Annotated in this window: 13 protein-coding genes, 1 tRNA gene, 1 other RNA gene and 1 pseudogene (1 of these 16 only partly in view); 9 read left to right on the top strand and 7 right to left on the bottom strand. The window is 69.2% G+C overall.

Going from position 1 to position 26,291, the window contains the following annotated elements; genetic code table 11:
• The first annotated feature begins 47 nt into the window (after nt 1-47).
• Entirely contained in the window at nt 48-1,268 is a 1,221-nt protein-coding gene (locus ACJEIK_RS27025) for an oxygenase MpaB family protein (protein ID WP_409430630.1), read from the top strand.
• Between the two features lie 3 nt (nt 1,269-1,271).
• Here the strand turns inward: ACJEIK_RS27025 and ACJEIK_RS27020 are convergent, their stop codons facing one another.
• From ACJEIK_RS27020 to ACJEIK_RS27005, 4 genes are all read right to left on the bottom strand, one after another.
• On the bottom strand, nt 1,272-1,415 hold the full coding sequence (locus ACJEIK_RS27020) for a hypothetical protein (RefSeq protein ID WP_409430629.1): 144 nt from the start codon (nt 1,413-1,415) through the stop codon (nt 1,272-1,274).
• 364 nt (nt 1,416-1,779) lie between these two features.
• Nucleotides 1,780-2,793 carry a S1C family serine protease gene (locus tag ACJEIK_RS27015; RefSeq protein ID WP_409430628.1) on the bottom strand — a complete coding sequence of 338 codons (1,014 nt, stop codon included), beginning with the start codon at nt 2,791-2,793 and terminating at the stop codon, nt 1,780-1,782.
• A gap of 45 nt (nt 2,794-2,838) precedes the next feature.
• Nucleotides 2,839-3,621, bottom strand: coding sequence for a hypothetical protein (locus ACJEIK_RS27010; protein ID WP_135355622.1), 783 nt, complete (start codon nt 3,619-3,621; stop codon nt 2,839-2,841).
• Nucleotides 3,622-3,702: 81 nt separating this feature from the next.
• Nucleotides 3,703-3,788 (bottom strand) — tRNA-Ser (locus ACJEIK_RS27005).
• Nucleotides 3,789-3,856: 68 nt separating this feature from the next.
• Between ACJEIK_RS27005 and ffs the strand changes: the two genes are divergently transcribed.
• Nucleotides 3,857-3,953: signal recognition particle sRNA small type (gene ffs / locus ACJEIK_RS27000), an RNA gene on the top strand.
• Nucleotides 3,954-3,981: 28 nt separating this feature from the next.
• A complete protein-coding gene (locus tag ACJEIK_RS26995; protein WP_133426107.1) occupies nt 3,982-5,265 on the top strand; it encodes an aminotransferase class I/II-fold pyridoxal phosphate-dependent enzyme in 1,284 nt (427 codons plus the stop codon).
• Between the two features lie 78 nt (nt 5,266-5,343).
• On the opposite strand, the gene ACJEIK_RS26990 is transcribed toward ACJEIK_RS26995, so the two are convergent.
• Nucleotides 5,344-5,622: a ribosomal protein L7/L12 gene (locus ACJEIK_RS26990; RefSeq protein WP_061005479.1), complete on the bottom strand. Its 279-nt coding sequence runs from the start codon at nt 5,620-5,622 to the stop codon at nt 5,344-5,346.
• 73 nt (nt 5,623-5,695) lie between these two features.
• On the opposite strand from ACJEIK_RS26990, the gene ACJEIK_RS26985 reads away from it, so the two are divergent.
• Complete coding sequence (locus ACJEIK_RS26985) at nt 5,696-7,687, top strand: DNA polymerase III subunits gamma/tau (RefSeq protein WP_409430627.1); 1,992 nt, start codon at nt 5,696-5,698, stop codon at nt 7,685-7,687.
• On the opposite strand, the gene ACJEIK_RS26980 is transcribed toward ACJEIK_RS26985, so the two are convergent.
• Together ACJEIK_RS26980 and ACJEIK_RS26975 are read right to left on the bottom strand one after the other, a co-directional pair.
• Complete coding sequence (locus tag ACJEIK_RS26980; RefSeq protein WP_409430626.1) at nt 7,688-8,992, bottom strand: class I SAM-dependent methyltransferase; 1,305 nt, start codon at nt 8,990-8,992, stop codon at nt 7,688-7,690.
• A complete protein-coding gene (locus tag ACJEIK_RS26975) occupies nt 8,989-10,380 on the bottom strand; it encodes an FAD-binding oxidoreductase (protein ID WP_409430625.1) in 1,392 nt (463 codons plus the stop codon). Before ACJEIK_RS26975 ends, ACJEIK_RS26980 begins: the two co-directional genes overlap by 4 nt.
• 71 nt (nt 10,381-10,451) lie before the next feature.
• On the opposite strand from ACJEIK_RS26975, the gene ACJEIK_RS26970 reads away from it, so the two are divergent.
• The 5 genes and pseudogenes from ACJEIK_RS26970 to ACJEIK_RS26950 form a co-directional block, all read left to right on the top strand.
• Nucleotides 10,452-10,889: an SRPBCC family protein gene (locus ACJEIK_RS26970; RefSeq protein ID WP_020101051.1), complete on the top strand. Its 438-nt coding sequence runs from the start codon at nt 10,452-10,454 to the stop codon at nt 10,887-10,889.
• A 107-nt stretch (nt 10,890-10,996) separates the two neighbouring features.
• Nucleotides 10,997-11,329, top strand: coding sequence for a YbaB/EbfC family nucleoid-associated protein (locus ACJEIK_RS26965; RefSeq protein ID WP_029105129.1), 333 nt, complete (start codon nt 10,997-10,999; stop codon nt 11,327-11,329).
• A gap of 1 nt (nt 11,330) precedes the next feature.
• Nucleotides 11,331-11,942, top strand: coding sequence for a recombination mediator RecR (recR, locus tag ACJEIK_RS26960; protein WP_029105128.1), 612 nt, complete (start codon nt 11,331-11,333; stop codon nt 11,940-11,942).
• 326 nt (nt 11,943-12,268) lie between these two features.
• A complete protein-coding gene (locus tag ACJEIK_RS26955) occupies nt 12,269-12,493 on the top strand; it encodes an MbtH family protein (protein ID WP_406774029.1) in 225 nt (74 codons plus the stop codon).
• Between the two features lie 47 nt (nt 12,494-12,540).
• Nucleotides 12,541-26,291, top strand: a pseudogene (locus tag ACJEIK_RS26950) (amino acid adenylation domain-containing protein) (its annotated part continues 15,660 nt past the right edge of the window); the annotation flags it as partial.

Below are 26,291 nucleotides of genomic sequence, written 5' to 3'. Positions count from 1 at the left end.
CTAGTTTTGACTACATACGTTGTCAACGGTGACAAGGAGTGCGCACGATGTCCCTGCCGATCCCGGCACGTCATCCCGACCGGCCGCAACCGGTGCCCGCGGCGATCGGTTCGTTCGCCACCATGCTGGCCATCGGGAAGCCCGATGCGGCGCAGTGGCAGCGGCTCGGCGAGCGTCTCGGCGTCGGGGACGAGCCCATGGACGCCCTGGTCGGCTGGATGTCGGAGACGGGAACCAAGCAGCTGCGGCCGCTGTTCGACCGCGCGCTCGCCGACGGCATCGCCGCCGTTCCGGAGGCGCCGGAGCCACTGCGCAGGTTTTTCGAATCCGTCGAGGCCACGCCCGACTGGGTCGACCCCGAGGCGCTGCGGATCGGCGCGCGGACCCTGCGACGCGGCGGGGCCGACGGCATGTACATCGCCAGGGACGTGGCCCTGCTGGGCGGCTACCAGTTCTCCGGGTTCAACCAGACCCTGCTGCGCACCGGAGCCCTGGAAAAGGGGTCCAACCAGCGGTTCGCCGAGACCATGCAGTGGGCGCTCGACGTGATCGAGGCCGGCGGGCTCGACAAGTTCGGTTCCGGCTACCGGTCCACGGTCCGGGTCCGCTTCGTGCACGCGATGGTGCGCAGACACGTGCAGGCGATGCCGGACTGGCGAACCGAGCAGTGGGGTGTGCCGGTCAATCAGACGGACATGGCGGCCACGCTGGTCGGCGCCCTGATCGCGCCGGTTCTCGGTGGCCTGGCCATGGGCATCGTGGCCACCCCCACCGAGTTGAGCGGCATCGCGCACCTCACGCGCTACGTGGGCTGGTTGATGGGCGTGCAGGACGAATGGCTGCCGCGGTCCTTCCGGGACAGCGTCCGCATCCTCTATCACACGTCCACCGCGCTGGCGGTCTCCGACGAGACCACCAGGCAGCTTTCCGTGCCGATGGCGCGTGATCCGCTGAGCTGGCACTACCGCGGCGCGGCAGGCCTTCGCCGGCGGCTGGCGTGGGCGCAGCACCTGTCGGTCACGACGGCGTTCCTGGGCCCGCGGGTGATGCGCACGCTGGGGCTGCCGGCCTACATGCCGCCGTGGTATCCGGTGCTCCGCATCCCCGTCAACGGTGTCCGCAGCATCGCGGCGCTGGTGCTTCCGGGCGGTTCGGACCGCGCCGCAGACCGTGGGCTGCGCGAGCAGAAAGCCCTGCTGCACACCATGATCGGGGAGGACCGGGCCACCATCGGGGCGTCGGCGTCCCACTTGCGTGGCGTGGCCTGAGTTTTACGGCAACGGCGCGACGGGGGCGACGCAGGCCGGTTCCACCGGCGCCGGGTCGCGCCACGCGTGACTGCCGGACATCAGCGCGACGGTGAAAGCCTCCAGCAGCCCGACCACGACGACGGGCCACATGGCTCCGGCCAGCACGCTGGTGAGACCTGGTGGTCGGGTTGCTCGTCGTCACTGAACCTGCGGCCGAGGAGATAGGTCGCCAGGGTCACCACAGCCCAGATCGCTGTGTACGCCTCCACGTAGAGGTGGACCACTGGGCTACTCCCTTTGACCGGGTAACCGCCGCGTGAACAGCTGTGACCGAAGGCTCATTTGCAACTGAATGTGTCGTCAATCTAACTCGGGAAAATGCCCCCGCCAAGGCCTTCGGCACCCAGCAAAACCCCATTACGGCACGTCGGAGTGCGGTGGCAAATTGTCATAACGCCCGGTACCCGGTTAGTGCCGGTGGCCAGCTACTTTGACGGGCTAGTAGATTTTTTTGCCAGAAAGCGACGTGTCAGGACGTCAGCGCGGTCTTGGCGGTGTGCTGCTGGCCCGCGCGGTCGATCCAGAACAGCTCCACGACGTCGCCGGGGTAGTGCCGGTCCAGCACGCTGGTGAGCGCACTCGCCGAGCTCACGGTGACGGCGTCGATGCTCACCAGGACGTCGCCCGGGACCATCCCGGCGATTTGCGCGGGGCCGCCGCTGATCACGTCGCGGATCAGCACGCCGGGCAGCTGCGAGTGCTCGTCGGTGCCGCCGACACCGACGCCGAGCAGCGTGGGCTGCCCGATGTGGATGTTGTTCGACGCCGCACCGGCCCGGATCTGTGCGGCCGTCGCCAGCGCCTCGTTGATCGGGATCGCGAAGCCCTCGCCGCCCGGACCCATGTGGAAGTTCAGTGTCGCCGCGACCGTCATCCCGACCACCCGGCCGTCCGACGAGACCAGCGGGCCGCCCGAATCACCGGCGCGGACCGGAGCCGCGAACTGGATCAGGCCCGTCACCTGCTCGGAACTGCCCGTCAACTCGTCCTTGGCGGTGATGGTGCGGTTCAGCCCGATGACGTTGCCGGCCTCGTGGGTCAGTGAGTTGACACTGCCGTCGGCGTTGCCCAGTGCCACGACCTCGTCGCCGACGGCCAGCGCCGCCGAGTCGCCCAGCGGGGCGACCGGCAGATCGGCCGCGCCGCGCAGCTGCAGTACGGCGATGTCGCGGTGTCGGTCATAGCCGACCAGGTCCGCGCGATACGGCCGGCCAGAGACGGTCGCGGTGACCTTGTCGGCGCCCTGCACGACGTGGAAGTTCGTCAGCAGCGCGCCGCCGGCGTCCAGGACGAAGCCGGTGCCGGCGCCGATGGCGTGCTGGTAGTTGATGACGGTGTCGACGCGCGCGGTCGCGGGTTCGACAGCGGCTGCGGCCGTGGACGGGTCAGCGTGGGCGATCGGGGCGACGCTGACGGTGGCCACGACAACGGCTGCCGCGGTGACCGCGGTGCCGAGCCGACGGCAGAAGCGGAACCCGCCCATGTGCTGTCCTCCGGACTGCGAGGTGATGGCCCTGCGAGTAGGCCCTTAGGCTCCGCGCCCGAACAAGCCGGAACCTTTGCCGGAGCGGCGGTTGCGCAGCTTACCGGCGGGGGCGTCGTCAGTGGCCGTTTCTTCAGCCTCGTCCTCGTTGGTGTCGGCGGTCTCTTCGCCGGACGTCTTGGCCGCTTCATCGGTGTCGGCGGCGTCAGCGTTACCGGCGTCGTCGGCCTCGGTGGTCTCGGCCGCGTCGTCGCCGGCCTCTTCTTCGGCCGTTTCTTCGGCCTCGGGCGCGCTCTCGTCGTCGGCTTCAGCGGTGACCGCTGCGGACTCCGCGTCGGCCTCGGCGCCCTTGCGGCGGCCACGGCTCTTGCCGTCCTTGACCTTCAGCGGCGCCGGCGGCGGGGGCGGCAGTTCGGCCACGAAGGCCAGGTAGAACGCCAGGGCGGCGAGCAGGGCCAGGCCGGCCGCGCCGCCGTAGATGCCGAACAGCCAGGTGCCGGCCTGATCCAGGGTCAGCCAGATCTCGCTGATCGCGGCGCCGATGATCAGGACGCCGGCCACGATGTGGAGAACGATCGACCAGGTGCGCAGGGTCAGCGCCAGCTGCGGGGTGCCGTACTCCGGCAGCGCGGTGCGCTGGCGGGTGAACAGCACCGGCAGCGCCGACAATGCGATGACCAGGCCGCAGACGATGCGCATCGCGGTGCCGAGGGTGTGCGACCAGTCGCCGGTCAGCTCATTCCAGCGCGGCAGCGTGAAGAAGAAGTACAGCAGGGCTGCGACCACCAGGAACGACGCGTGCCAAAGGATCGCTACCGGCCGCCGCATACTGCTCCTCGAGGGTTTTTGGCTTCGATGTGGTTCCGGGGTGCGACCGGCTGATCAGCTGGTCGCACCCCGGACCGAGTGCGGAGGATAGGGGATTTGAACCCCTGAGGGCTGTTAACCCAACCCGCGTTCCAGGCGAGCGCCATAGGCCACTAGGCGAATCCTCCGTCGACAAGGGTACCCGACCCGGATCCGACGCCCTACTCGTGTGCCACTGGGTGGGTACTACACTCATGGCCGGACCCCGCGCGGCGTCCATCCTGTGAACTCCCCCAGGGCCGGAAGGCAGCAAGGGTCAACGGGCTCTGGCGGGTGCGCGGGGTCCCCTATGTTTTCGCTATCTGATGCGAAAGGCGCGCCGTGTCGTTTCTGTCCCTCGGCCGTGACGAATTGCAGGCCCAGCACGATCTGCAACAGCGCAATTACGCCGAACTGCAGGCCCGCAACCTGACGCTCGACCTGACCCGCGGCAAGCCGTCGGCAGAGCAGCTCGACCTGTCGAACGCCATGCTGGGCCTGCCGGGCGACACCCCGGGCTCGTACCTGGACGGCAACGGCACCGACACCCGCAACTATGGCGGCCTGCACGGTCTGCCCGAGCTGCGGGCCATCTTCGGTGAACTGCTCGGCCTGCCCGTGCAGAACCTGATCGCCGGCAACAACGCCAGCCTGGAGTTGATGCACGACGTCGTCGTGTTCTCACTGCTGCACGGCGGCGTCGATTCGCCGCGCCCCTGGGTGCAGGAACCCGTCCTGAAATTCCTGTGCCCGTCGCCCGGCTACGACCGGCACTTCGCGATCACCGAGAGCTTCGGCATCGAGATGATCCCGGTCCCGATGCTCGAGGACGGCCCCGACGTCGACCTCATCGAGGAACTCGTCGCCGCCGACCCGGCGATCAAGGGCATGTGGTGCGTGCCGGTCTTCGGTAACCCGACCGGCGTCACCTACTCGTGGGAGGCCACCCGGCGGCTGGTGCAGATGCGAACGGCCGCACCGGATTTCCGGCTGTTCTGGGACAACGCCTACGCCGTGCACACGCTGACGCACGAGTCGGTGCAGAACGTCGACGTCGTCGGCCTGGCCGCCACCGCGGGCAACCCGAACCGGCCGTACGTGTTCGCGTCGACGTCCAAGATCACGTTCGCGGGGGCCGGGGTCAGCTTCTTCGGCGGCTCGCTGGGCAACATCGCGTGGTACCTGCAGCATGCCGAGAAGAAGACCATCGGCCCGGACAAGGTCAACCAGCTGCGGCACCTGCGGTTCTTCGGTGACGCCGACGGCGTGCGGCTGCACATGCAGCGGCACCAGGCGCTGATGGCGCCCAAGTTCGCGGCCGTCGCGGAGATTCTCGACGACCGGCTCAGCGAGTCGAAGATCGCGTCGTGGACCGACCCCAAGGGCGGCTACTTCGTCAGCCTGGATGTGTGGCCGGGCACCGCGAAGCGGACCGTTGCGCTGGCCAAGGATGCCGGCATCGCGGTGACCGCGGCCGGCGCGTCCTTCCCGTACAAGAAGGACCCGGACGACAAGAACATCAGGATCGCGCCTTCCTTCCCGCCGCTGCCGGACCTCCGCCTGGCCATCGACGGCCTGGCGACGTGCGCGCTGCTGGCCGCGACCGAGGTGCTGCTCGAGGACTGAGCCGGGGTCTGTGCGTTGACCCTGTACCCAGGGCGCAGTTGTGCGAGTGCGGTGCGCCGTGGCGTCAGGATCAACGGGTTACAGCCGGTCGACGACGTCCTTCGCTTCTTTCAGGCCAAGGCCCGTTTCCTCGCGCAGCCGCTTGATGGCCTGGATCTTCTGGCCGGCCGCCGCCAGTCGCATGACTTCGGGGCTGACGCCGGTGCCGCCGTACGACTGCCGTTGCGGCTGGGGCGCCGACGCGGCGTTGTCGCTGTAGGCCGCCCGTTCCAGAACTGCCACGCGGCGTTCCAGTTCGGTGAGCCGGTTCAGCAGATCGTCGTACGAGAGGTCGCCTGAGCGTCCGAACAGTGCCATGCGTGCCAGTGTGGTGGATTCGCAGTCAACGGGCACCAGAGCACGAGTCGGACCCGCTCGGTAGCCTTCTCCCGTGGCTCTCTACCGCAAGTACCGACCGGCAAGTTTCGCTGAGGTTGTCGGGCAGGAGCATGTCACCGAGCCGCTGTGCAACGCGCTGGAATCGGGCCGCATCAACCACGCCTACCTGTTCTCCGGGCCGCGCGGTTGTGGCAAGACGTCGTCGGCGCGCATCCTGGCCCGCTCGCTGAACTGTGAGCAGGGGCCGACGGCCAATCCGTGCGGCGAGTGCCATTCGTGCGTGGCGCTGGCGCCGAACGGGCCGGGCAACATCGACGTCGTCGAACTCGACGCCGCCAGCCATGGTGGTGTCGACGACACCCGTGAGCTCCGGGACCGCGCGTTCTACGCACCGGCACAGTCGCGGTACCGCATCTTCATCATCGACGAAGCGCACATGGTGACCAATGCCGGTTTCAACGCGTTGCTCAAGATCGTCGAGGAGCCGCCGGAGCACCTGATCTTCGTGTTCGCCACCACCGAGCCCGAGAAGGTGCTGCCGACCATCCGGTCGCGTACCCACCACTACCCGTTCCGGCTGCTGCCGCCGAAGACCATGCGTGGCCTGCTGGAGAAGATCTGCGCCCAGGAGGACGTCGGCGTCGACGACGCGGTGTACCCCTTGGTCATCCGCGCCGGCGGTGGTTCGCCACGTGACACGTTGTCGGTGCTCGACCAGCTGCTGGCCGGCGCCGAGCAGAACCGCGTCGTCTACCAGCGGGCGCTGTCGCTGCTGGGCGCCACCGACCTCGCACTGATCGACCGGGCCGTCGACGCGCTGGCCGCCGGCGACGGCGCGGCGCTCTTCGGCGCCGTGGAGTCGGTGATCGACGCCGGGCACGACCCGCGCCGCTTCGGCACCGACCTGCTGGAGCGGTTCCGGGATCTGATTGTCCTGCAAGTGGTTCCGGACGCCGCGGCCCGTGGTGTGGTCGACGCGCCGGACGACGTCATGGAGCGCATGCGGGACCAGGCCGCCCAGATCGGCACCGCGACGCTGACCCGCTACGCCGAGGTGATGCACGCCGGGCTGGGGGAGATGCGCGGCGCGACCGCACCGCGACTGTTGCTCGAAGTGGTGTGTGCCCGGCTACTGCTGCCGTCGGCCAGTGACACCGAAGCCGCTCTGCTGCAACGCATCGAGCGCATCGAGACCCGGATGAACGTCTCGATTCCGGCCTCCGAGAGCGCCGTGAGTGCCGTCAGCGCACCGCGTCCGGCTCCGGTGGCGGCCCCGGTCGCAGCCTCATCGGCACCGGTCGCCGAGTCGTACGCGGAGACACCCCCGGCTCCTGCGGCCCCGTCGTCGGCGGCGGGCAACCGGCAGTTCACGCGGAGAAGTCAAGCGCCGCAGTCGGGTTCGGCCACGTCGGCCGAGCCGCCACCCGCGCAGCCCGCACCCCCGGTGTCACGGCCCGAGCCCCGCCCGGCCCCCGAATCTGCGCCGGTTCAACGTGAAACATCACCTGAACCAGTCGCCCCGCCGGCTCCCGCACCGGACGCCCCGGCGCCCGTGCAGCCGGCCGCCGCGACACCCGGTGAGCCCGATGCCGCCGCGGTGCGGGCCATGTGGACGACGGTGCGCGAGAAGGTCCGCATGCGCAGCCGCTCCCTGGAAGCCATGCTCATGGAGGCGACGGTCCGCGGCATCGAGGGCGACACCCTCATCCTGGCTCACCCCGCGCCGCCGTTGGCGAAACGGCTGTCCGAGCAGCACAACGCGGACGTCATCCGCGAGGCGCTCAAGGACGCGCTGGGCGTGAACTGGCGGGTGCGCTGCGACGCCGGTGCGGCGCCCGCGGGTGCGGCCAGTGCGCCGCCGGCCGCCCCGCGCCCGGCGGCGCCGACGCCCGAGCAGCAGGCCGCCGTGGAGCGCGCCGAAGAAGAGGACATGCTGGCCGACGCCGCCAACGACCGGGGCACCGACGTCCCCCGGCGCGACCCGGAAGAGGTGGCGCTCGAACTGCTCAAGAGTGAGCTGGGCGCCCGACCCATCGGGGAGTAGTCAGGGCGTCCACCACGGCCGCAGCGGCAGCCCGCCGTCGGCCCCGTGCTCGTCGAGTTTGACGGCCAGAACCTGGTGCAGCTGAACCACATTGGTCTCGAATCCCACCCGGGAACCGGCCATGTACATGCCCCACACCTTGGCTGTGGCCACGCCGACCTCGGCGACCGCGTCGTCCCAGTTCCGCACCAGGTTGGCGCACCAGTCGCGCAGTGTCAGGGCGTAGTGCGGCCGCAGGTTCTCCTCGTGCAGCACCTCCAGCCCGACATCCTGGGCGGTGGCGATGATCCGCCCCGAGCCGGTCAGTTCCCCGTCCGGGAAGACGTAGCGGTCGATGAACCCGCCGATGTTTCCGGCATGGTTGTGCGGCCGGGTGATGCAGTGGTTGAGCAGCAGCCCGCCGGGGCGCAGCCGGTCGCGCAGGAACCGGAAGTACGCCGGGTAGTTGGCGACGCCGATGTGCTCGGTCAGGCCGATCGAGGACACCGCGTCGAACTGCCCGTCCCGCACATCGCGGTAGTCGCCGTGCACGACGCGCGCGACGTCGGTCAGGCCCTCGTCGGCGATCGCACGCTGCGCCCAGCCGGCCTGCTCCGCCGACAGCGTCACACCGGTGGCCCGGACACCGCGGCGGGCGGCGTACCGGACCATGCCGCCCCAGCCGCAGCCGACGTCGAGCAGCCGATCGCCGGGCTGCAACCGCAGCTTGTCGAACACCAGCCGGTACTTGTTGTCCTGGGCCTCCTCGAGCGTCGCATCCGGCCGTGGATAGCAGGCGCAGGTGTAGGTCATCGACGGGCCGAGCACCAGTTCGTAGAAGGCGTTCGACACGTCGTAGTGGTGGTGGATGGCCTCGGCGTCCCGGATTCGGCTGTGCCGCAACCCTTCTGCCATTCGGCGCCATTTCGGCAGGGCCTCCTGCGGTGGTGGGGCGATGGGCAGCAGATGCTCGAATCCGATGGACCGCACGATGTTCGCCAGCACCCGGAGCGGCGGACGCTTGAACTCCACCTTGTCGGCGAGCGCCTTGAGCAGCTCGTACGGGTCGCCCGGATGCACTCCGAGCGCCGCGAGATCGCCTGCGACGTAAGCGCGCGCGAGGCCCAGGTCACCGGGTGCGGTCGCCAGGTAGGTGGTGCCGCGCGGAGTCAGCAGGCTCAGCCCCAGTTCGGCGTCTTCGGGGCCGGCCGAACTGCCGTCGTACGCCTCGAATTTCAGGGGGAGCCGACCACTCGAGAAGCTCTCCAGGACCTCGGCCAAGGTGAGCTTGCCGTCGGCCGTGCCCCGGTCGTCAGTTGTCGTCATTGCCGCTGTACCGCCTTCGCATAGAGACCTAGTAGCCGCGATTCGGGGTCGTAAACGTCTTTGACCTTCTGATACTCCGGACCGCCGTAGCGCCGGTCGAAATCCGCGCGCGAGTAGAACGACTCGGAGTACAGCGATTTGTGGCCGCCGCACTCGTCGACCTTCTGCTCGATCAGCCGGTTCGTCTCGCCGGGGACCCGTCCGGCCGGGACCGATGACCAGAACCCGAGGTTGACGTAGTTGCGGTGGGGCTGGATCGGATACAGCGGCCAGCGGGTGTCGCCGCGTAACCGCAACGGGCACAACCAGATCGGGGTGATCGGCACGCGGGTCAGGAACCACTCGAGAAAGTCGACGACGCGCTCGACCGGCACCTCGACGTCCTGCACCACGCGCTCGCGCAGCGGCTGGCGCGGGGCCAGCAGGCTGCGCCGCTCGATCCGGTCGGCGATGTGGAAGCGCTGGTCGAGGCCGACGAGCTTCCAGTAGACGCTGCTGCGGCGGTACCGGCGGGGCCACAACCGCCGGATCAGCGGGCGCTGCGCCCCGAAGGCCGCCGAACACCAGAACCAGTCGGTGTCCCAGCGCCAGAGATAGTCCTGCGTGGTGAGCCGGTCGTGGCGCTCGCCGGAGTCGTGCTGGATGGAGCGGTAGAAGATGTGCCGACCGGTGTAATCGCTGACCGGGCCGTCGGTCCCGGTCTTCATGCCGAGGCACAGATAGCTTTCGTCGGGCCCGAACACGACGCCGTCGAGGTAGTCCACCGGCACGCCGTCGTGGCCGCCGGTGTCGAGGATGCGCTGCAGCTCGTCGACCAGGTCGGTCAGCCGGTGAAAACGCAGGTGCCGCAGCTTGACGAAAGGGCGCACCGGTTCCAGCTCGATGCGCAGCCGTACCGAATAACCCAGCGTGCCATAGGAATTCGGGAAAGCATGGAACAGGTCGGGGTGCCGGTCGCGGCTGGCGGTGACCAGCTCGCCTGCGCCGGTGAGGATGTCGAGCTCCAGCACGGACTCATGCGGCAGGCCGTTGCGGAACGACGTCGACTCGATGCCCAGTCCGGTGACCGCGCCCCCGAGGGTGATGGTCTTGAGCTGCGGTACGACGAGCGGCGCCAACCCGAACGGCAGTGTCGCCGCGACGAGCGTCTCGTAGGTGCACATGCCCTGGACGTCCGCGGTGCGGGACTCGGTGTCGACGGCCAGCACGCCGTCCAGCCCCGAGACGTCGAGCCCCTTGGTCTTGGTGCGTGTGCGCGCCCGGAACAAGTTCGACGTCGGTTTCGCCAGCCGCACCGTCGCACCCTGCGGGATGGCGCGATAGCTGTCCAGGAGTCGCTGAACGGCCACCTCGTGGGCGGCCGTCGCATCGGTCGTGACAGCAGTCACACATATACGCTAAACCGAGACAGCGGTCCTCGCGACCGCAAGGGAAGCCATATGAACAGGAGTTTTACCTGATGGGACAGGTCAGTGCGTCCAGCACCGTGTTGATTCTCGCCGAGCCGGAGAAGGTGCTGGCAGCAGTCGCCGACTACCAGACGGTGCGCCCGAAGATCCTCTCGTCGAACTACAGCGGCTACCAGGTGCTCGAAGGCGGACAGGGCGCCGGCACCGTCGCCACCTGGAAGCTGCAGGCCACCAAGAAGCGCTCGCGTGAGGTCAAGGCCACGGTCGACGTCGCCGGCAAGAGCGTCATCGAGAAGGACGCCAACTCGTCGATGGTGACCACGTGGACCGTCGCCCCGGCGGGCACCGGCTCGACCGTCACCGTCAAGACCGCGTGGCAGGGCGCCGGCGGTATCGGCGGCTTCTTCGAGAAGACCTTCGCGCCGCTGGGTCTGCGCAAGATCCAGGACGAGGTGCTGGGGAACCTGAAGAAGGTTGTCGAAGGCTAGCCCTTCGGCGCACGGAGATTCTTTTCGCGGCCAGTCGGTCGCCCGGTGATCCGTCGGGCGACTAGGCTGGCGCGCACACCCAATCATCGAACCTTGAGGGGATCGTCATGCAACCCGGTGGCCAGCCCGATATGTCCGCGCTGCTCGCTCAGGCGCAGCAGATGCAGCAGCAGCTCATGGCGGCGCAGGAGTCCCTGGCCACCTCGTCGGTGACCGGTCAGGCCGGTGGCGGTCTGGTCAAGGTCACCATGATGGGCAGTGGTGAGATCACCGCGCTCACCATCGACCCGAAGGTCGTCGATCCCGATGACATCGAGACTCTGCAGGACCTCATCGTGGGTGCCTTGGGTGACGCCTCCGAGCAGGTGACGCTGATGGCGCAGCAGCGCCTCGGCCCGCTGGCCGGCGGTATGCAGGGCATGGGCCTGCCCGGGTTCTGATGTGTTTGAAGGACCCGTACAGGATTTGATCGACGAGCTCGGCAAGCTGCCGGGTATCGGGCCGAAGAGTGCCCAGCGCATCGCGTTCCACCTGCTGTCGGTGGAGCCGCCGGACATCGACCGGCTGACCGCGGTGCTGAACCGGGTGCGCGACGGCGTCAAGTTCTGTGCGGTGTGCGGCAACGTGTCCGATGACGACCGCTGCCGCATCTGCAGTGACCCGCGCCGCGACGGTTCCCTGGTGTGCGTCGTCGAGGAGCCGAAGGACGTCCAGGCGGTGGAGCGCACCCGCGAATTCCGCGGGCGCTATCACGTCCTGGGCGGCGCGCTGGATCCGCTGTCCGGCGTCGGGCCGGAACAGCTGCGAATTCGCGAGCTGCTCAACAGGATTGGGCAGCGGGTCGACGGTGTGGACATCGTCGAGGTGATCATTGCGACCGACCCCAACACCGAGGGCGAGGCCACTGCCACCTACCTGGTGCGCATGCTGCGGGACATCCCGGGGCTGACGGTGACGCGCATCGCGTCGGGTCTGCCGATGGGTGGCGACCTCGAGTTCGCCGACGAGCTGACGCTGGGCCGGGCCCTGGCCGGCCGCCGCGCCATGGTCTGATCCCCGGCTCGCCGAAATCGCCTCCGGTCCGGCCGCTACTCGCGACTTTCCGTCTGAACACCTAGCGGCAACTTCAGCTAACTATCGGAAACAGCCACCTGGCGGTGTTCCCAGGGAAGTCGGTACTGCTGTCGGCATTGGGCAAAGAATGTTGCGAAAGTCGTTACGGTACCGGTGTTTTCGGACGGGTTGCTCGATCGCGCCGCGCCGGGGCGGGTTTATTGACGCCCATTTGTGGACGTAGTCAGAGCATGTAGCATTCGCCCACGGGTCGAGTGAAATCGCAAAGCCCAATTATCTTGAGCGTCAATTCTTTTGGGAGCACCATGAGCACCAACCCGTTCGATGACGACAATGGATCTTTCCTCGTGCTGATCAACGACGAGGAACAGCACAGCCTGTGGCCGACATTTGCTGATGTGCCGGCCGGCTGGCGGGTGGTCTTCGGTGAGGCCGACCGCGCCTCGTGCCTGGAGTACATCGAACGGGAGTGGACGGACATCCGGCCGAAGAGTTTGCGGGACCGACTGGCGGTGGGTCAGCAGCTCTGATCGCTCGCTCGGTAAGTCAGAGGTAGTTCGGCATTTCAGTGTTTGGGATGGATCTCGGCGATTCGTCGTTGCCTGTCACGCGTGGGCAGTTGGACATCTGGCTCGCGCAGGAAACCGGTCAATCGGCTGCGGAGTGGCAGCTCGGCATCTTCGTGAAGATCGACGGGCCGGTTGACTTCGAGGTCTTCGAGCGGTCGATCCGCCACGTCGTCGGCGAAGCCGATCCGGTCCGGGCGACGTTCTCGGAGTCCGGCGGCCAGGTGCGCCAGCGGTTGCTCGATGTCGCCGATTTCGAGGTGGCTTTCCACGATCTGACCCATGCCGACCAGCCGATGGTCGAGGCGCGCGCGATGGCCTCGGCACTGCAGCGCACCCCCATGCCGTTCGACGGCCCGCTGCTGCGGTTCGCCTACTTCCGGGCCGGCGCCGACGAGTCCTACTTCTTCGCCTGCTGCCACCACATCGTCGCCGACGGCATCGGACTGGCGCTGGTCCTGCAGCGCATCGCCGCGGTCTACTCGGAATCTGTTGCGGGCGTGGCAATTCAGCCGTCCTACTTCAGTTCGCTGCGGGATCTGCTCGACTCCGAAGACGCGTACGAAGCCTCCGCGGACTACGCCGAGGACGAGGCCTACTGGACCGCGAACCTGCCGGCGCAGTCGACTCGCAACCTGCCGCCGGATGACGTCGCTGGCGCCGACGGCTCGTCGGAGCCGATCCCGCTCGCCCCCGCGCTGCTGTCCCAGGTTGAACGACTGTGTGCGGACTGGGACGTGCGCCGGTCCACGGTGCTCATCGCGGCGTGCGCACTGGTCCTGCGTGGCCGGGCGGCCGAGGGCCACGAGGTCGTGCTCGACCTGCCGGTGACGCGGCGCGTGCTGCAGGTGTCGAAGACGTTGCCCGGCATGGTCGCCGGGGTGGTCCCGCTGGTGCTGCAGGTTTCCCCCGACGCCACCGTCGCCGAATTCTGCGCGCATGTGCACACCCGAACCCGAGAAGCGGTGCGCCATCAGCGATTTCCCGTCCAGGCCCTGGAGCGCAAGATTCACGGGCCGGGTGCGGACCGGATCGTGGTGGACTTCCTGCCGTCGGGATTCACCGTGCCGCTGGGCGAGGCCACCGCGGCAGCTCAGCTGATCTCCGGGCTCGGACGCGGCTCCGGACTGGCGTTCTCGGGTACGGGCGACGAACTCGCCGTCACGACGTTCGGTACCCGGCAGCTCGACGTCGTGGAACTGGCGGACCAGCTGCACCGCGTGCTGACCGCCATGACGGCGGACCCGGCGCAGCGCCTGTCGGCGTTGCCGGTGCTCGGTGCACCGGCCGAGGACCGGCTGGCGGAGCTCGGAAACTGGGCGACGCTCGCCGCCGAAACGGCCGTGCCGCTGTCGATCCCGGCGCTTTTCGCCGCTCAGGTGGCTCGCGTGCCGGAGGCTGTGGCGCTCAGCGGTGACGGTCGGCCCCTGACCTACCGGGAGCTGGACCGCGCGTCGAACCGGATGGCCCAGCTTCTCGTCGACCGCGGCGCGGGGCCGGGGCGCCGCGTCGCGGTGATGCTGCCGCGTTCCGCCGAGGCCATCGTGACCATCCTGGGCGTGCTCAAGACCGGCGCGGCCTACCTGCCGATCGACCCGGCACTGCCGGCGTCCCGAATCGCCTTCATGCTCGACGATTCCACACCGTTCGCGGCCGTCACCACCACGGCCCTGGCTGACCGGTTCGACGGCTTCGACGGCGTCGTCATCGATGTGCGGGAGCCGTTCGACGGGCCCGACGACTGGCCGGCCGCAGCCGGCCCGGAGCCCGACGATGTCGCCTACGTCATCTACACCTCGGGCACGACCGGGACGCCGAAAGGCGTTGCGATCGCCCATCAGAACCTGACGCAGCTGATTGCTTCGCAGGATGCCGGCCTGCCGTCCGAGCAGGCCTGGTCGCATTGGCATTCGTACGCCTTCGATTTCTCGGTGTGGGAGATCTTCTCGGCGCTGCTGCGCGGCGGCCGGCTGGTGGTGGTGCCCGAGTCGGTGTCCGCCGATCCGGCCGAGTTCCATGACTTCCTGATCGCGGAGAAAGTCACCGTTCTCACCCAAACGCCCTCTGCCATCGGGATGTTGGACATGGCAGGGCTGGAGTCGTGCGCGCTGGTGATGGGCGGCGAGGCGTGCCCGGCCGAGGTGGTCGAACAGTGGGCGCCGAACCGTACGATGGTCAACGGCTACGGTCCGACCGAGACGACGATCTACGCCGCGATCAGTGCGCCGCTGACGGCCGACGCCGGCGCGGCGCCGATCGGCGCGCCACCGCGCGGCACGGCATTGTTTGTGCTGGACGGCTGGATGCGGCCGGTGCAGCCCGGCGTGGTCGGCGAACTGTATGTGGCCGGTGCCGGGGTGGGTGTCGGGTATCTGCACCGGACTGCCCTGACCGGATCACGTTTCGTGCCATGCCCGTTCGGCAGGCCCGGCGAGCGGATGTACCGCACCGGAGACCTGGTGTACTGGGGCGAGGACGGACAACTGCGGTACGTCGGGCGCGCTGACGCCCAGGTCAAGATCCGTGGCTACCGCATCGAATTGGGTGAAGTCCAAACAGCTTTGGCCGCAGTCGACGGCGTCGCGCAGGCGGCGGTGATCGTCCGGGAAGACCGTCCCGGCGACAAGCGCCTCGTCGGTTACGTCACCGGCGCCGTCGATCCGGTCGAGGTGCGGGCCGCCCTCGTCGAGCGCCTGCCGGCGTATTTGGTTCCGGCCGCGGTCGTGGCGCTGGCCGAGCTGCCGCTCACCACCAGCGGCAAGCTCGACACCCGCGGCCTGCCTGCTCCGGAGTACACGGGCGACGACTACCGCGCGCCGGACAGCCCGGTCGAAGAGATTCTGGCCGCCATCTATGCCGAGATCCTCGGCCTGGAGCCGGCGGCCGTCAGCGTCGACGACTCGTTCTTCGAGCTGGGCGGCGACAGCATTCTCGCGATGCAGGTGGCGGCGCGCGCCCGGGCCGCCGGCCTGGCATGCCGCCCGCGTGACGTGTTCGTCGAACAGACGGTGGCGCGCCTGGCGCAGACGGTGACTGTGACCGACGACGCGGAAGATGTCGTCGACGAGGGCATGGGATCGGTGCCGGCCACCCCGATCATCCGGTGGTTCGCCGGGATCGAAGGGCCGGTCGACGAGTTCAACCAGACCCTGGTGTTGCAGGCGCCGCACGGCGTCACCGGGGACGACGCGGTGATGTTGTTGCAGGCGTTGATGAATCGGCACGCCATGCTGCGGCTGCGGGTCGGCGCCGACGGAGCGCTGTCGGTACCCGAGGCCGGCTCGGTCGATGCCCGCGACTGCGTCGTCGATGTCGGCGAGCTGTCTGAAGCCACGGTGGCCGCGGCGCGGCGACGGCTGAACCCGGGCGCCGGAGTGCTGGTCAGTGCGTTGTGGGTCGGCGCGAGCCGGCAGTTGGTCCTGATCGTCCATCACCTCGCGGTTGACGGGGTTTCGTGGCGAATCCTGTTGGAAGACATCAACATTGCGTGGGCGCAGCATCGCGCCGGCCAGCCGGTGGAGCTGACGACGACAGGCACGTCGTTCCAGCGGTGGGCCACGCTGCTCAGCGAGTATGCGCACCATCCGGACGTGCGGGCGCAGGCGGCAGCCTGGCAACGGGCGGCCTCGGTACCGGCAGCACTGCCGGCCGCGGACCCCGATGTGGACACCTACGCCACCGCGGGCCGGCTGTCGGTGACGCTCGACGCCGAGCACACCAGGGCCCTCCTCGGCGAGGTGCCTGCGGCGTTCCACGCCGGCGTGCAGGACATCCTGCTGATCGGTTTCGCCCTTGCCGTCACCGAGTTCCTGGGCACCGGTGGGTCGCCCGTCGGCATCGACGTCGAAGGTCACGGGCGCGACGAGGACATTGCCGGTGATGTCGACCTGTCGCGGACCGTCGGCTGGTTCACCGCGAAATACCCGGTTTCGCTGGCGCTACGCGAGCTGTCCTGGGCGCAGATCACGTCGGGCGACGAGGCGCTCGGCGCAGTCGTCAAGGCGGCCAAGGAACAGCTGCGTGCACAGCCCGCAGGCCTGACCTACGGGTTGCTGCGGTACCTCGACGACACCGTCGATCTGGACGGCGCGGACCCGAGCATCGGGTTCAACTACCTTGGGCGCCTCGGTTTTCCGCAGATCGCCGGCGTCGAAGAGCTGTGGCGGTTGGGCCGCGAAGAGCTGTCCCTGGCCGGCGCCGCGGCGCCGCTGCCGTTGTTCCACACTGTGGAACTCAACGCCGGCACTGTCGACACCGAAGCCGGGCCGCAGCTGCAGGCCGACTGGACCTGGGCGACTTCGGTTCTCGACGACGCCCAGCTGAACCGGTTGAGCCGGTTGTGGTTCGAGGCGCTGGCCGGCATCTGCGCACACGTGCGGACGGGCGGCGGCGGCCTGACGCCATCGGACATCGCCCCGGCCCGCCTGGGGCAGCAGCAGATCGACCAGTTACAGCAGCAATACCGAGTTGCCGACATCCTGCCGCTGACGCCATTGCAGCAGGGCCTGCTGTTCCACAGCAGCACCGCGCACGAGCGGGCCGACGTCGCGGCCGAGATGTACTCGGTGCAGCTGGATTTCACGCTGACCGGCGCGCTGGACCCGCAGCGACTCCGCGATGCCGTGCAACGCACCGTCAACCGGCATCCGCACCTCGCGGCCACGTTCAGCCAGCAGTTCGACGAACCGGTGCAGGTGATCCTGGCGGAGCCGGAAATCGCCTGGCAATTCCTCGATTTCGGCGCGACCGGTGTGCTCGACGAAGACGAGATTCAGCGACTGTGCGCCGCCGAACGCGTCGCGGTCGGCGACCTCGCCGGTGAGCCGCCGTTCCGGGCCCTGCTGATCCGAATCGCCGAGGGCCGGCACCGGTTTGTGCTGACCAATCACCACATCGTGCTCGACGGCTGGTCGCTGCCGATCCTGCTGCGTGAGATCTTCGCCGGCTATGCCGGGCACAGGTTGCCGCCCGCGGCGTCGTACCGGAAGTTCATCACCTGGCTCGCCGAACGCGATCTCGATGCGGCGCGCGCGGCTTGGGGTGAGGTGCTCGCGGACTTCGATACGCCGACGCTCGTGGGCCCGCAGGACCGGCTCCAGGACCGGTTGGGGCGGGGGCAACGCGGCTTTGCGGCGTTCCAGGTTCCGGCGGAGACCACGCGCGCCCTGTCGGACCTGGCCCGCTCGTGCCAGACCACCGTCAGCACCGTGCTGCAAGGCGCGTGGGCAGCGCTGCTCTCGTCCTTGACGGGCAGGCACGACGTGGCGTTCGGTACCGCGCGGTCCCGGCTCGGGCAGCTCGATGTCGGCGACACCGAATCGATGGTCGGCCTGCTGATCAACACCGTGCCGGTCCGCGCCAACCTGACGGCGGGCACCACCGTCACCGGCCTGCTCGACCAGCTGCAGGCCGCGCACAACGACACTCTCGACCATCAGCACCTGGCGCTGGGCGAGATTCACCGCGTCGCCGGCCATGACCAACTCTTCGACACGCTGTTCGTGTACGAGAACTATCCGGTCGAAGCGGGGATGTCCGTCGGGGTCGACGATCTTGCCATCGCCGAGTTCGCGAACCGCGAGTTCAACCACTACCCGCTGACGGTCGAGGCGTTCCCGGGCGACGAGCTCGGGCTGCACATCGAATACGACACCGAGGTGTTCACCGAAGCCGCGATCACGTCGCTGATCGGCAGGCTGAGCCGGCTGCTGGCGGCGATGACCGAGGACCCGGCACGGAAGCTGTTGTCCATCAACCTCCTCGGCGAGGCCGAGCAGGACGAATTGCGGCGGTGGTCAGGTGCCGCCGTGCAGGCGCCGATCGGACTCGGGCCCGAGCTGCTGGCCGCGGCCGTCGCTGCCGATCCCGGTGCCGTCGCCGTCATCGACGGGGCGCGCAGCCTGACGTATCGCGAGCTCGACGAAACCTCGAACCGGCTGGCGCGCCTGCTGATCGAGAACGGGGTCGGTCCCGAACGCGCCGTGGGTGTCGCGATGGACCGGTGCGCCGAACTCGTGGTGGCGTGGTGGGCCGTGCTGAAGGCCGGCGGCGTGTACGTGCCGGTGGACCGCACCCACCCCGTCGAACGTATTGCCACGGTGCTGGATTCGGTCGCCGCCACGTGTGTGCTCACGCGGGACGCGGACCAGGTGGGCGGTGCCGGCTCCCGTCCGGTGTTGCGGGCGGACGTCGATCTGTCCGGCTACCGCGCCGAACCGATCGCCGACGGCGAGCGTTCGGCGCCATTGGCGGTCGACAACACCGCCTACGTCATCTTCACGTCGGGCTCGACGGGTGAGCCCAAGGGTGTGGCGGTCAGCCACGCCGGGTTGCTGGGTGCCGCTGCGGCACAAAGGGAATCGTACGAGCTGACCTCCGACGCGCGCGTGCTGATGGTCGCCGCCCCGACGTTCGACGCGTCGCTGTTCGAGATGCTGACGGCGACCGGCGCGGCCGCTGCATTGGTGGTGGCACCGCGGGACGTGTACGCCGGCGAGGCGCTCGTCGATCTGATGCAACACCACCGCGTGAGCGCGACGCTGCTGACCCCGACAGTCGTGGCATCACTGGACCGGGCGCGGCTCGACGGGCTGACCACTCTGATCACCGGCGGTGAGGCCTGCCCTGAGGAACTGGTGCAGGCCTGGGCGCCCGGGCGCCGCATGTTCAACGCGTATGGCCCCAGCGAATCCACGATCTGGGCCACCGGTACCCCGCTGACGCCGGGCCGGCCGGTGAACATCGGTAGGCCCATCGCGGGCACCCGGACCCTCGTGCTCGACGCCCAGCTCAACCCCGTGCCACCGGGCGTGACGGGCGAGCTGTACCTGGCAGGCCCGGCGGTGGCGCTGGGATACGTCGGCCGGCCCACACTGAGCGCCGAGCGGTTCGTCGCGAATCCGTATGGTGGCGAAGGTGATTCCGGCAGCCGCATGTACCGGACGGGCGACCTGGCGCGCTGGAACGCCGACGGCACACTCGACTACCTGGGGCGGGCCGACACCCAGATCAAGCTGCGCGGCCAGCGCATCGAACTGGGCGAGATCGAGAGCGCGCTGCTGGCCTGCCCGCAGGTCAGCCAGGCAGCCGCGACCGTGCATCACGGCACCGGTGGCGCCCAACTGGTCGGCTACATCACGTTCGAACACGCCACCGACGGCACCCGCGACGCCGAACACGACGCGGAGATCGTCGGGGAGTGGCAGGACATCTACGACGAGCTGTACGCCGCCGACGACGCGGACGGTCAAGCACCCGAGTTCGGTTCGGACTTCCGGGGCTGGAACAGCAGCTACACCGGCGAGCCGATTCCGCTGGCCGAGATGGAGCAGTGGCGGGCTGCCACGATCGACCGCATCATGGCGCTGCGCCCGCGGCGGGTCCTCGAGATCGGCGCCGGCTCGGGCCTGATCCTGTCCCAGATCGCACCGCACTGCGAGCAGTACGTCGCGACCGACGTGTCATCGGCGGCGGTCGACAAGCTGGCGCGGTCGTTGCGGGAGTTGCAGATTCCGTGGCGCGACCGGGTCGAGTTCATGGCGCGGGCAGCCCACGTCACCGCCGGACTGCCCCGTGGGCACTTCGACACCATCATCGTGAACTCGGTGGTCCAGTACTTCCCCAATGCGGCGTACCTGACCGAGGTCATCGACAAAGCGGTGGAGCTGCTGGCGCCCGGTGGCACCCTGTTCCTCGGCGACATCCGAAACCACAGTCTGCAGAACACCTTCCAGACCGCCATCGTGCTGGCCCGCAGTGCGGAGGCCGGAACCGACGCCGCGGTGCTCCGGCAGCGCGTCGAGCATGCCGTGCTCGGCGAGGCCGAGCTGCTGCTGGCGCCCGAGTACTTCACGACGTGGGCCGCGCGGCGGGAATCGGCTGTCGGACTTGCCATTCGGATCAAGCGCGGCACCGCGGACAACGAACTCAACCGCTACCGGTACGACGTCACCATCCATAAGGCACCCGCGGCCGTCCGGTCGGTGGCCGACATCCCGACCTGGACGTGGGCCGACTGTGCCGACCTGGCCGGACTGCAGGGCCGGCTGGCCGACGTGCGGCCCAAGGCGATCCGCATCACCGACATTCCCCGCGCGGGTGTGGGCATCGACGTCCGGCTGGAGCGGGAACTCGCCGGGCTCGCCGCGGACACCGAAACTGCCGAGACCACAACGGAAGAGCTGCACCGCGTCGGTGAAGAGGCGGGATACCAGGTCGCCGTCACGTGGGGTACGGCACCCGGCAGTGTCGATGCCGTCTTCGTCATCCCGGGAGAGGCCGGCGCGGCGGAGGTGCCACTGGCCGACCTGTACCGGCCGGTCGCGCAAAACGGCATTCACGCCAACGAACCGCACAGCAGCACGAAGATCAGTGCCGTCCGGAACCGGCTGAGCGCGTGGCTGCCCGATTACATGGTGCCGCAGCACATCGTGGTGCTCGACGAGATGCCGTTGACCACGTCGGGCAAGCTCGACCGCAAGGCATTGCCGGCACCCGAGTACACCGACACCGACGGCTACCGCGCCCCGGCCGGTGTGGTGGAAGAGATCCTCGCGGACATCTACGCCCAGGTGCTGGGTGTGCAGCGCGTCGGTGTGGATGATTCGTTCTTCGACCTGGGCGGCGATTCGCTGTCCGCGATGCGGCTGATCGGCGCGGTCAATTCGAGCCTGGCCGTGGATCTTTCGGTGCGCGCGCTCTTCGAGGCGCCGACCGTGGCGCAGCTGGCGCCGCGAGTCGGCGGCGACGCGACGCGCCTGGCTCCGTTGGTGGCGGGGGAGCGGCCCGAGGTCCTCCCGCTGTCGTTCGCCCAGAACCGGTTGTGGTTCTTCGACCAGTTGCAGGGGCCGTCGGCCATCTACAACCTGGCGGTGGCGCTGCGGCTGCGCGGCCGCCTCGACACCGACGCACTCGGCCGGGCGCTGGCCGACGTGGTGGCCCGCCACGAAAGCCTGCGGACCTTGTTCGTGGCGCCCGAGGGCGCACCCCAGCAGGTCATCATTCCCGCGGACCGCGCCGACATCGGGTGGGAGACCATCGACGCCGCCGGCTGGCCCGCGCACCGGGTCGATGACGCCGTGGGTGCGGCAGCCCGGCACACGTTCGACCTGTCGGCGCAGATTCCGTTCCACGCCAAGCTCTTCCGTGTCACCGACGACAACCACATCCTGGTCGTCGTGGTGCACCACATCGCGGCCGACGGTTCGTCGGTCACGCCGCTGGTGCGTGATCTCGGGCTGGCCTATGCCAGTCGGTGCGCGGGCCGGGCTCCCGACTGGTCGCCGCTGCCGGTGCAGTACGTCGACTACACGCTGTGGCAGCGTGCGCAATTCGGCGACATCGAGGACGCCGACGGGCCCATCGCCGCACAGCTCGATTTCTGGCAGGACACGCTGGCTGGGCTGCCGGAGCGCCTCGACCTGCCCACCGATCGCCCGTATCCGCCGACGGCCGACCACCACGGTGCCCGGGTCACCGTGCAGTGGCCGGTCGCGCTGCAGCAGCAGATCCGCCGCGTCGCCCGTGAGCACAACGCGACCAGCTTCATGGTGATCCAGGCGGCGTTCGCCGCGCTGCTGGCCCGGATCAGCTCGACTTCCGATGTGGCTGTCGGCTTTCCGATTGCCGGCCGGCGCGACGCCGCACTCGACGATCTGGTCGGCTTCTTCGTCAACACCCTGGTGCTGCGCGTCGACCTGGGTGAGTTCCCCGGCGGCGACCCCACGTTCGTGGATCTCCTCGCGCAGGTCCGCCGGCGGAGCCTGGCGGCGTACGAGCACCAGGATGTGCCGTTCGAGATGCTCGTCGAGCGGCTGAATCCCACCCGCAGCCTCACCCATCACCCGGTGGTCCAGGTGCTGCTGGGCTGGCAGAACTTCTCGTGGCAGGCCGGCGACGCGGCCGGGTTGGCCCTCGGCGATCTGCAGGTGACCCCGCTGACGGTCGACACTCAGACCGCCCGCATGGATCTGGCGTTCTCGCTGGGCGAGCGCTGGGACGGCGACGGTGAGCCCGACGGACTCGACGTGATGGTCGAGTTCCGCACGGACATCTTCGACGCGGAGAGCATCCAGGCGCTGGTCGGCCGGTTCGAGCGCATGGTGTCGGCGTTCAGCACCGATCCCGAGCAGCGGTTGTCGTCGGTCGATCTGCTCGACGAGGTCGAGCAGGCCCGGCTGGACCGCTGGGGCAACCGCGCCGTGCTCGGCCGGCCGTCGGCGGTGACGACGGTGCCGGCGGTGTTCGCCGCCCAGGTGGCCCGCACCCCCGACGCGATTGCGGTGGTCTGCGGCGACCGATCCCTGACATACCGGGAACTCGATGAGGCGTCGAACCGGCTGGCGAACCTGCTGATCGAGCAGGGTGCCGGCCCGGGACAGATTGTCGCGCTGCTGTTCTCGCGCTCGGCCGAGGCGATCGTGGCGATCCTCGCGGTGCAGAAGTCGGGCGCGGCATACCTGCCGTTCGACCCGGCGCTGCCGGCGGCCCGCATCGAATTCATGCTCGGCGACGCCGCACCGATCGCCGTCGTCACCACCGCGGAGCTGGGCGACCGGTTCGTCGGATTCGGCGGCACGGTCATCGACGTGGCCGACCCGCGGTTGGCGACGCAGCCGAACACCGCGCCACCGGGACCGGCGCCCGACGACGTGGCGCACCTGATCTACACCTCGGGCACCACCGGGATGCCCAAAGGCGTTGCGGTCACGCAGTACAACGTCGTCCAGCTCTTCCAGGGCCTGGAGATCGGCATCGAGCTGTCGCCCGAACAGGTGTGGACGCAGTTCCACTCCTACGCGTTCGACTTCTCGGTGTGGGAGATCTGGGGCGCGCTGCTGCACGGCGGCCGCCTGGTGGTCGTGCCCGACGCGGTGGCCCGCTCCGCCGACGATTTCCACGGCCTGCTGGTGCGCGAGCGCGTCACCGTGCTCACCCAAACTCCCTCGGCCGCAGCGGTGTTGTCCACCACAGGGCTGGACGCGGCCGCCCTGGTGATCGGCGCCGAGGCCTGCCCGCCCGAAATGGTCGACCGCTGGGCACCCGGCCGGACCATGGTCAACGTCTACGGCCCGACCGAGACGACCATGTGGCTGTGCAAGAGCCTGCCGCTGACCGCGGGCTCCGGGGCGCCGCCGATCGGCTCGCCCACGGCGGGTGCGGCGTTCTTCGTCCTCGACGAGTCGCTGCGGCCCGTGCCGCCGGGCGTGGTCGGTGAGTTGTACCTCGCGGGCCGCGGCGTCGGCATCGGCTACTGGCGCCGATCCGGCCTGACGGCAACACGTTTCATGGCCTGCCCGTTCGGTGAACCGGGCACCCGCATGTACCGCACCGGCGACCTGGTGTCGTGGCGGCCCGACGGGCAGCTGGACTACTTCGGCCGCGCTGACGAGCAGGTCAAGGTGCGCGGCTACCGCATCGAATTGGGCGATGTCCGTTCGGCTTTGGCCGAACTGCCGGGCGTGGAACACGCGGCGGTGATCGCGCGCGAAGACCGTCCCGGCGACAAGCGACTGGTCGGCTACATCGTCGGCCCGGCGGACCCGGTCGAGGCGCGCACCGCGCTGGCGCACCGGCTGCCGGGCTACATGGTTCCGGCCGCCGTCATCGCGGTGCCGGCCCTTCCGGTCACCGTCAACGGCAAGCTGGACACGCGGGCCCTGCCGGTGCCGGACTACCAGGACACCGCGCGGTACCGGGCGCCGTCGGGCCCGGTCGAGGAGGCCCTGACGGCCATCTACGCCGAACTTCTCGGTGTCGCGCGCGTCGGCGTGGACGATTCGTTCTTCGACCTCGGTGGAGATTCGTTGTCCACCATGCGGTTGATCGCCGGCATCAATGCGGCGCTGGACGTCGAGCTGCCGGTGCGCACGGTCTTCGAGGCGCCCACCGTGGCTCAGCTCGCGGCGCGGATCGGCGACGGAGCGACGCGACGCGAGCCCCTGGCGGCCATCGCGGCCGTCGAGCGTCCCGACCGCATCCCGCTGTCCTTCGCCCAGAACCGGTTGTGGTTCGTCGACCAATTGCAGGGCGCGTCAGCGCTTTACAACATGCCGGTGCTGCTGCGGCTGCAGGGGCGTCTCGATGCCGAGGCGCTGCGTGCGGCGCTGGCCGACGTGGTCGGCCGGCACGAGAGCCTGCGCACCGTGTTCGCGGCGACGGGCGGCACGCCCCGGCAGGTGATCCTTCCCGCCGACCAGGTGGAGCTCGGCTGGGATGTCGTCGATGCCGCTGCCTGGACCGACGAGCAGCGCACCGACGCGGTACGCGCGGCCGCACGGTACGTTTTCGACCTGGCCACCGAAATCCCGGTGCGCGCCAGCCTGTTCCGGCTCTCCGCTGACGAGCACCTGCTGGTGGCAGTGGTGCATCACATCGCCGCCGACGGCTGGTCGTTGCAGCCGCTGGTCACCGATCTGGGCACGGCATACGTCAGCCGCTGTGCCGGTCACGCGCCGGGCTGGGCGCCGCTGGCCGTGCAGTACGTCGACTACACGCTGTGGCAGCGCGAGCAACTCGGCGAACTCGATGCGCCCGACAGCGAGGTCTCGGCCCAGCTGACCTACTGGACCGAGGCCCTGGCCGGCCTCCCCGACCGCATCGACCTGCCGACCGACCGGCCGTACCCGGCCGTCGCCGATCTGCAGGGCGCCACGATCGAAGTGGACTGGCCCGCCGAGTTGCAACAGCAGATCGCCCGGGTGGCACGCGAGCACAATGCGACCAGCTTCATGGTCGTGCAGGCCGCGCTGGCCGTCATGCTGGCCAAGCTCAGCGCCAGTTCCGATGTCGCCATCGGCTTTCCGATCGCCGGGCGGCGGGACCCCGCCCTCGACGATCTGGTGGGCTTCTTCGTCAACACCCTGGTGCTGCGTGTCGATCTGGCCGGAAACCCCACTGTCGAAGAGCTTCTGGCGCAGGTGCGGGCCCGCAGCCTGGCGGCCTACGAGCACCAGGACGTGCCGTTCGAGGTGCTGGTCGAGCGACTGAACCCGGCGCGTTCGCTGTCGCACCATCCGCTGGTGCAGGTGCTGCTGGGCTGGCAGAACCTGCCATGGCAGCACATCGACGTCGAGAGCGGATTGGCGCTCGGTGACCTGACGGTCACGCCGCTGCCCGTGGAGACCCAGGCCGCACGCATGGATCTCGCGTTCTCGCTGTCCGAACGCTGGACTGCCGCAGGGGAACCCGCCGGCATCGGCGGCATCGTCGAGTTCCGCACCGACGTGTTCGACGCGGCGAGCGTCGAGGCGCTCGTGCGCCGGATGCAAGGCGTACTGGCGGCCATGACCGCCGAGACCGGTCGAACACTGTCCACCATCGATCTGCTGACGGCCGACGAGCGCGAACGGATCGAGGCGATCGGCCATCGGGACGTCCTGACGCGGCCATCGGCCCAGCCGTCGATCCCCGAACTGTTCGGCACCCACGTCCGTACCGTTCCCGATGCGGTGGCGATCAGCGACGCCGGCGCAGCGCTGACATACGCGGAACTTGACGCGGCGTCGAACCGGGTCGCCCACCTGCTGACCGCTCACGGCGTCGGGCCGGGTTCGGTTGTCGCACTGCTGCTTTCCCGCTCGGCCGACGCCATCGTCGCGATGCTCGGCGTGCTCAAGGCCGGGGCGGCCTACCTGCCGGTCGACATCACATGGCCGTCGTCGCGCATCGAGTTCGTCCTGGGTGACGCGGCGCCGGCGGCGGCGATCACTGCCGACCCGGAGCTGGTCGCCGGCTTCAGCGGTGCCGTGCTCACGGTCAGCGA

The organism is Mycobacterium sp. SMC-16 (genome assembly GCF_046250085.1).
GTDB lineage: Bacteria > Actinomycetota > Actinomycetes > Mycobacteriales > Mycobacteriaceae > Mycobacterium > Mycobacterium phocaicum.
The sequence above is the reverse complement of the archived record's forward strand: the minus strand, read 5'-3'. Positions and strand labels throughout refer to the sequence as shown.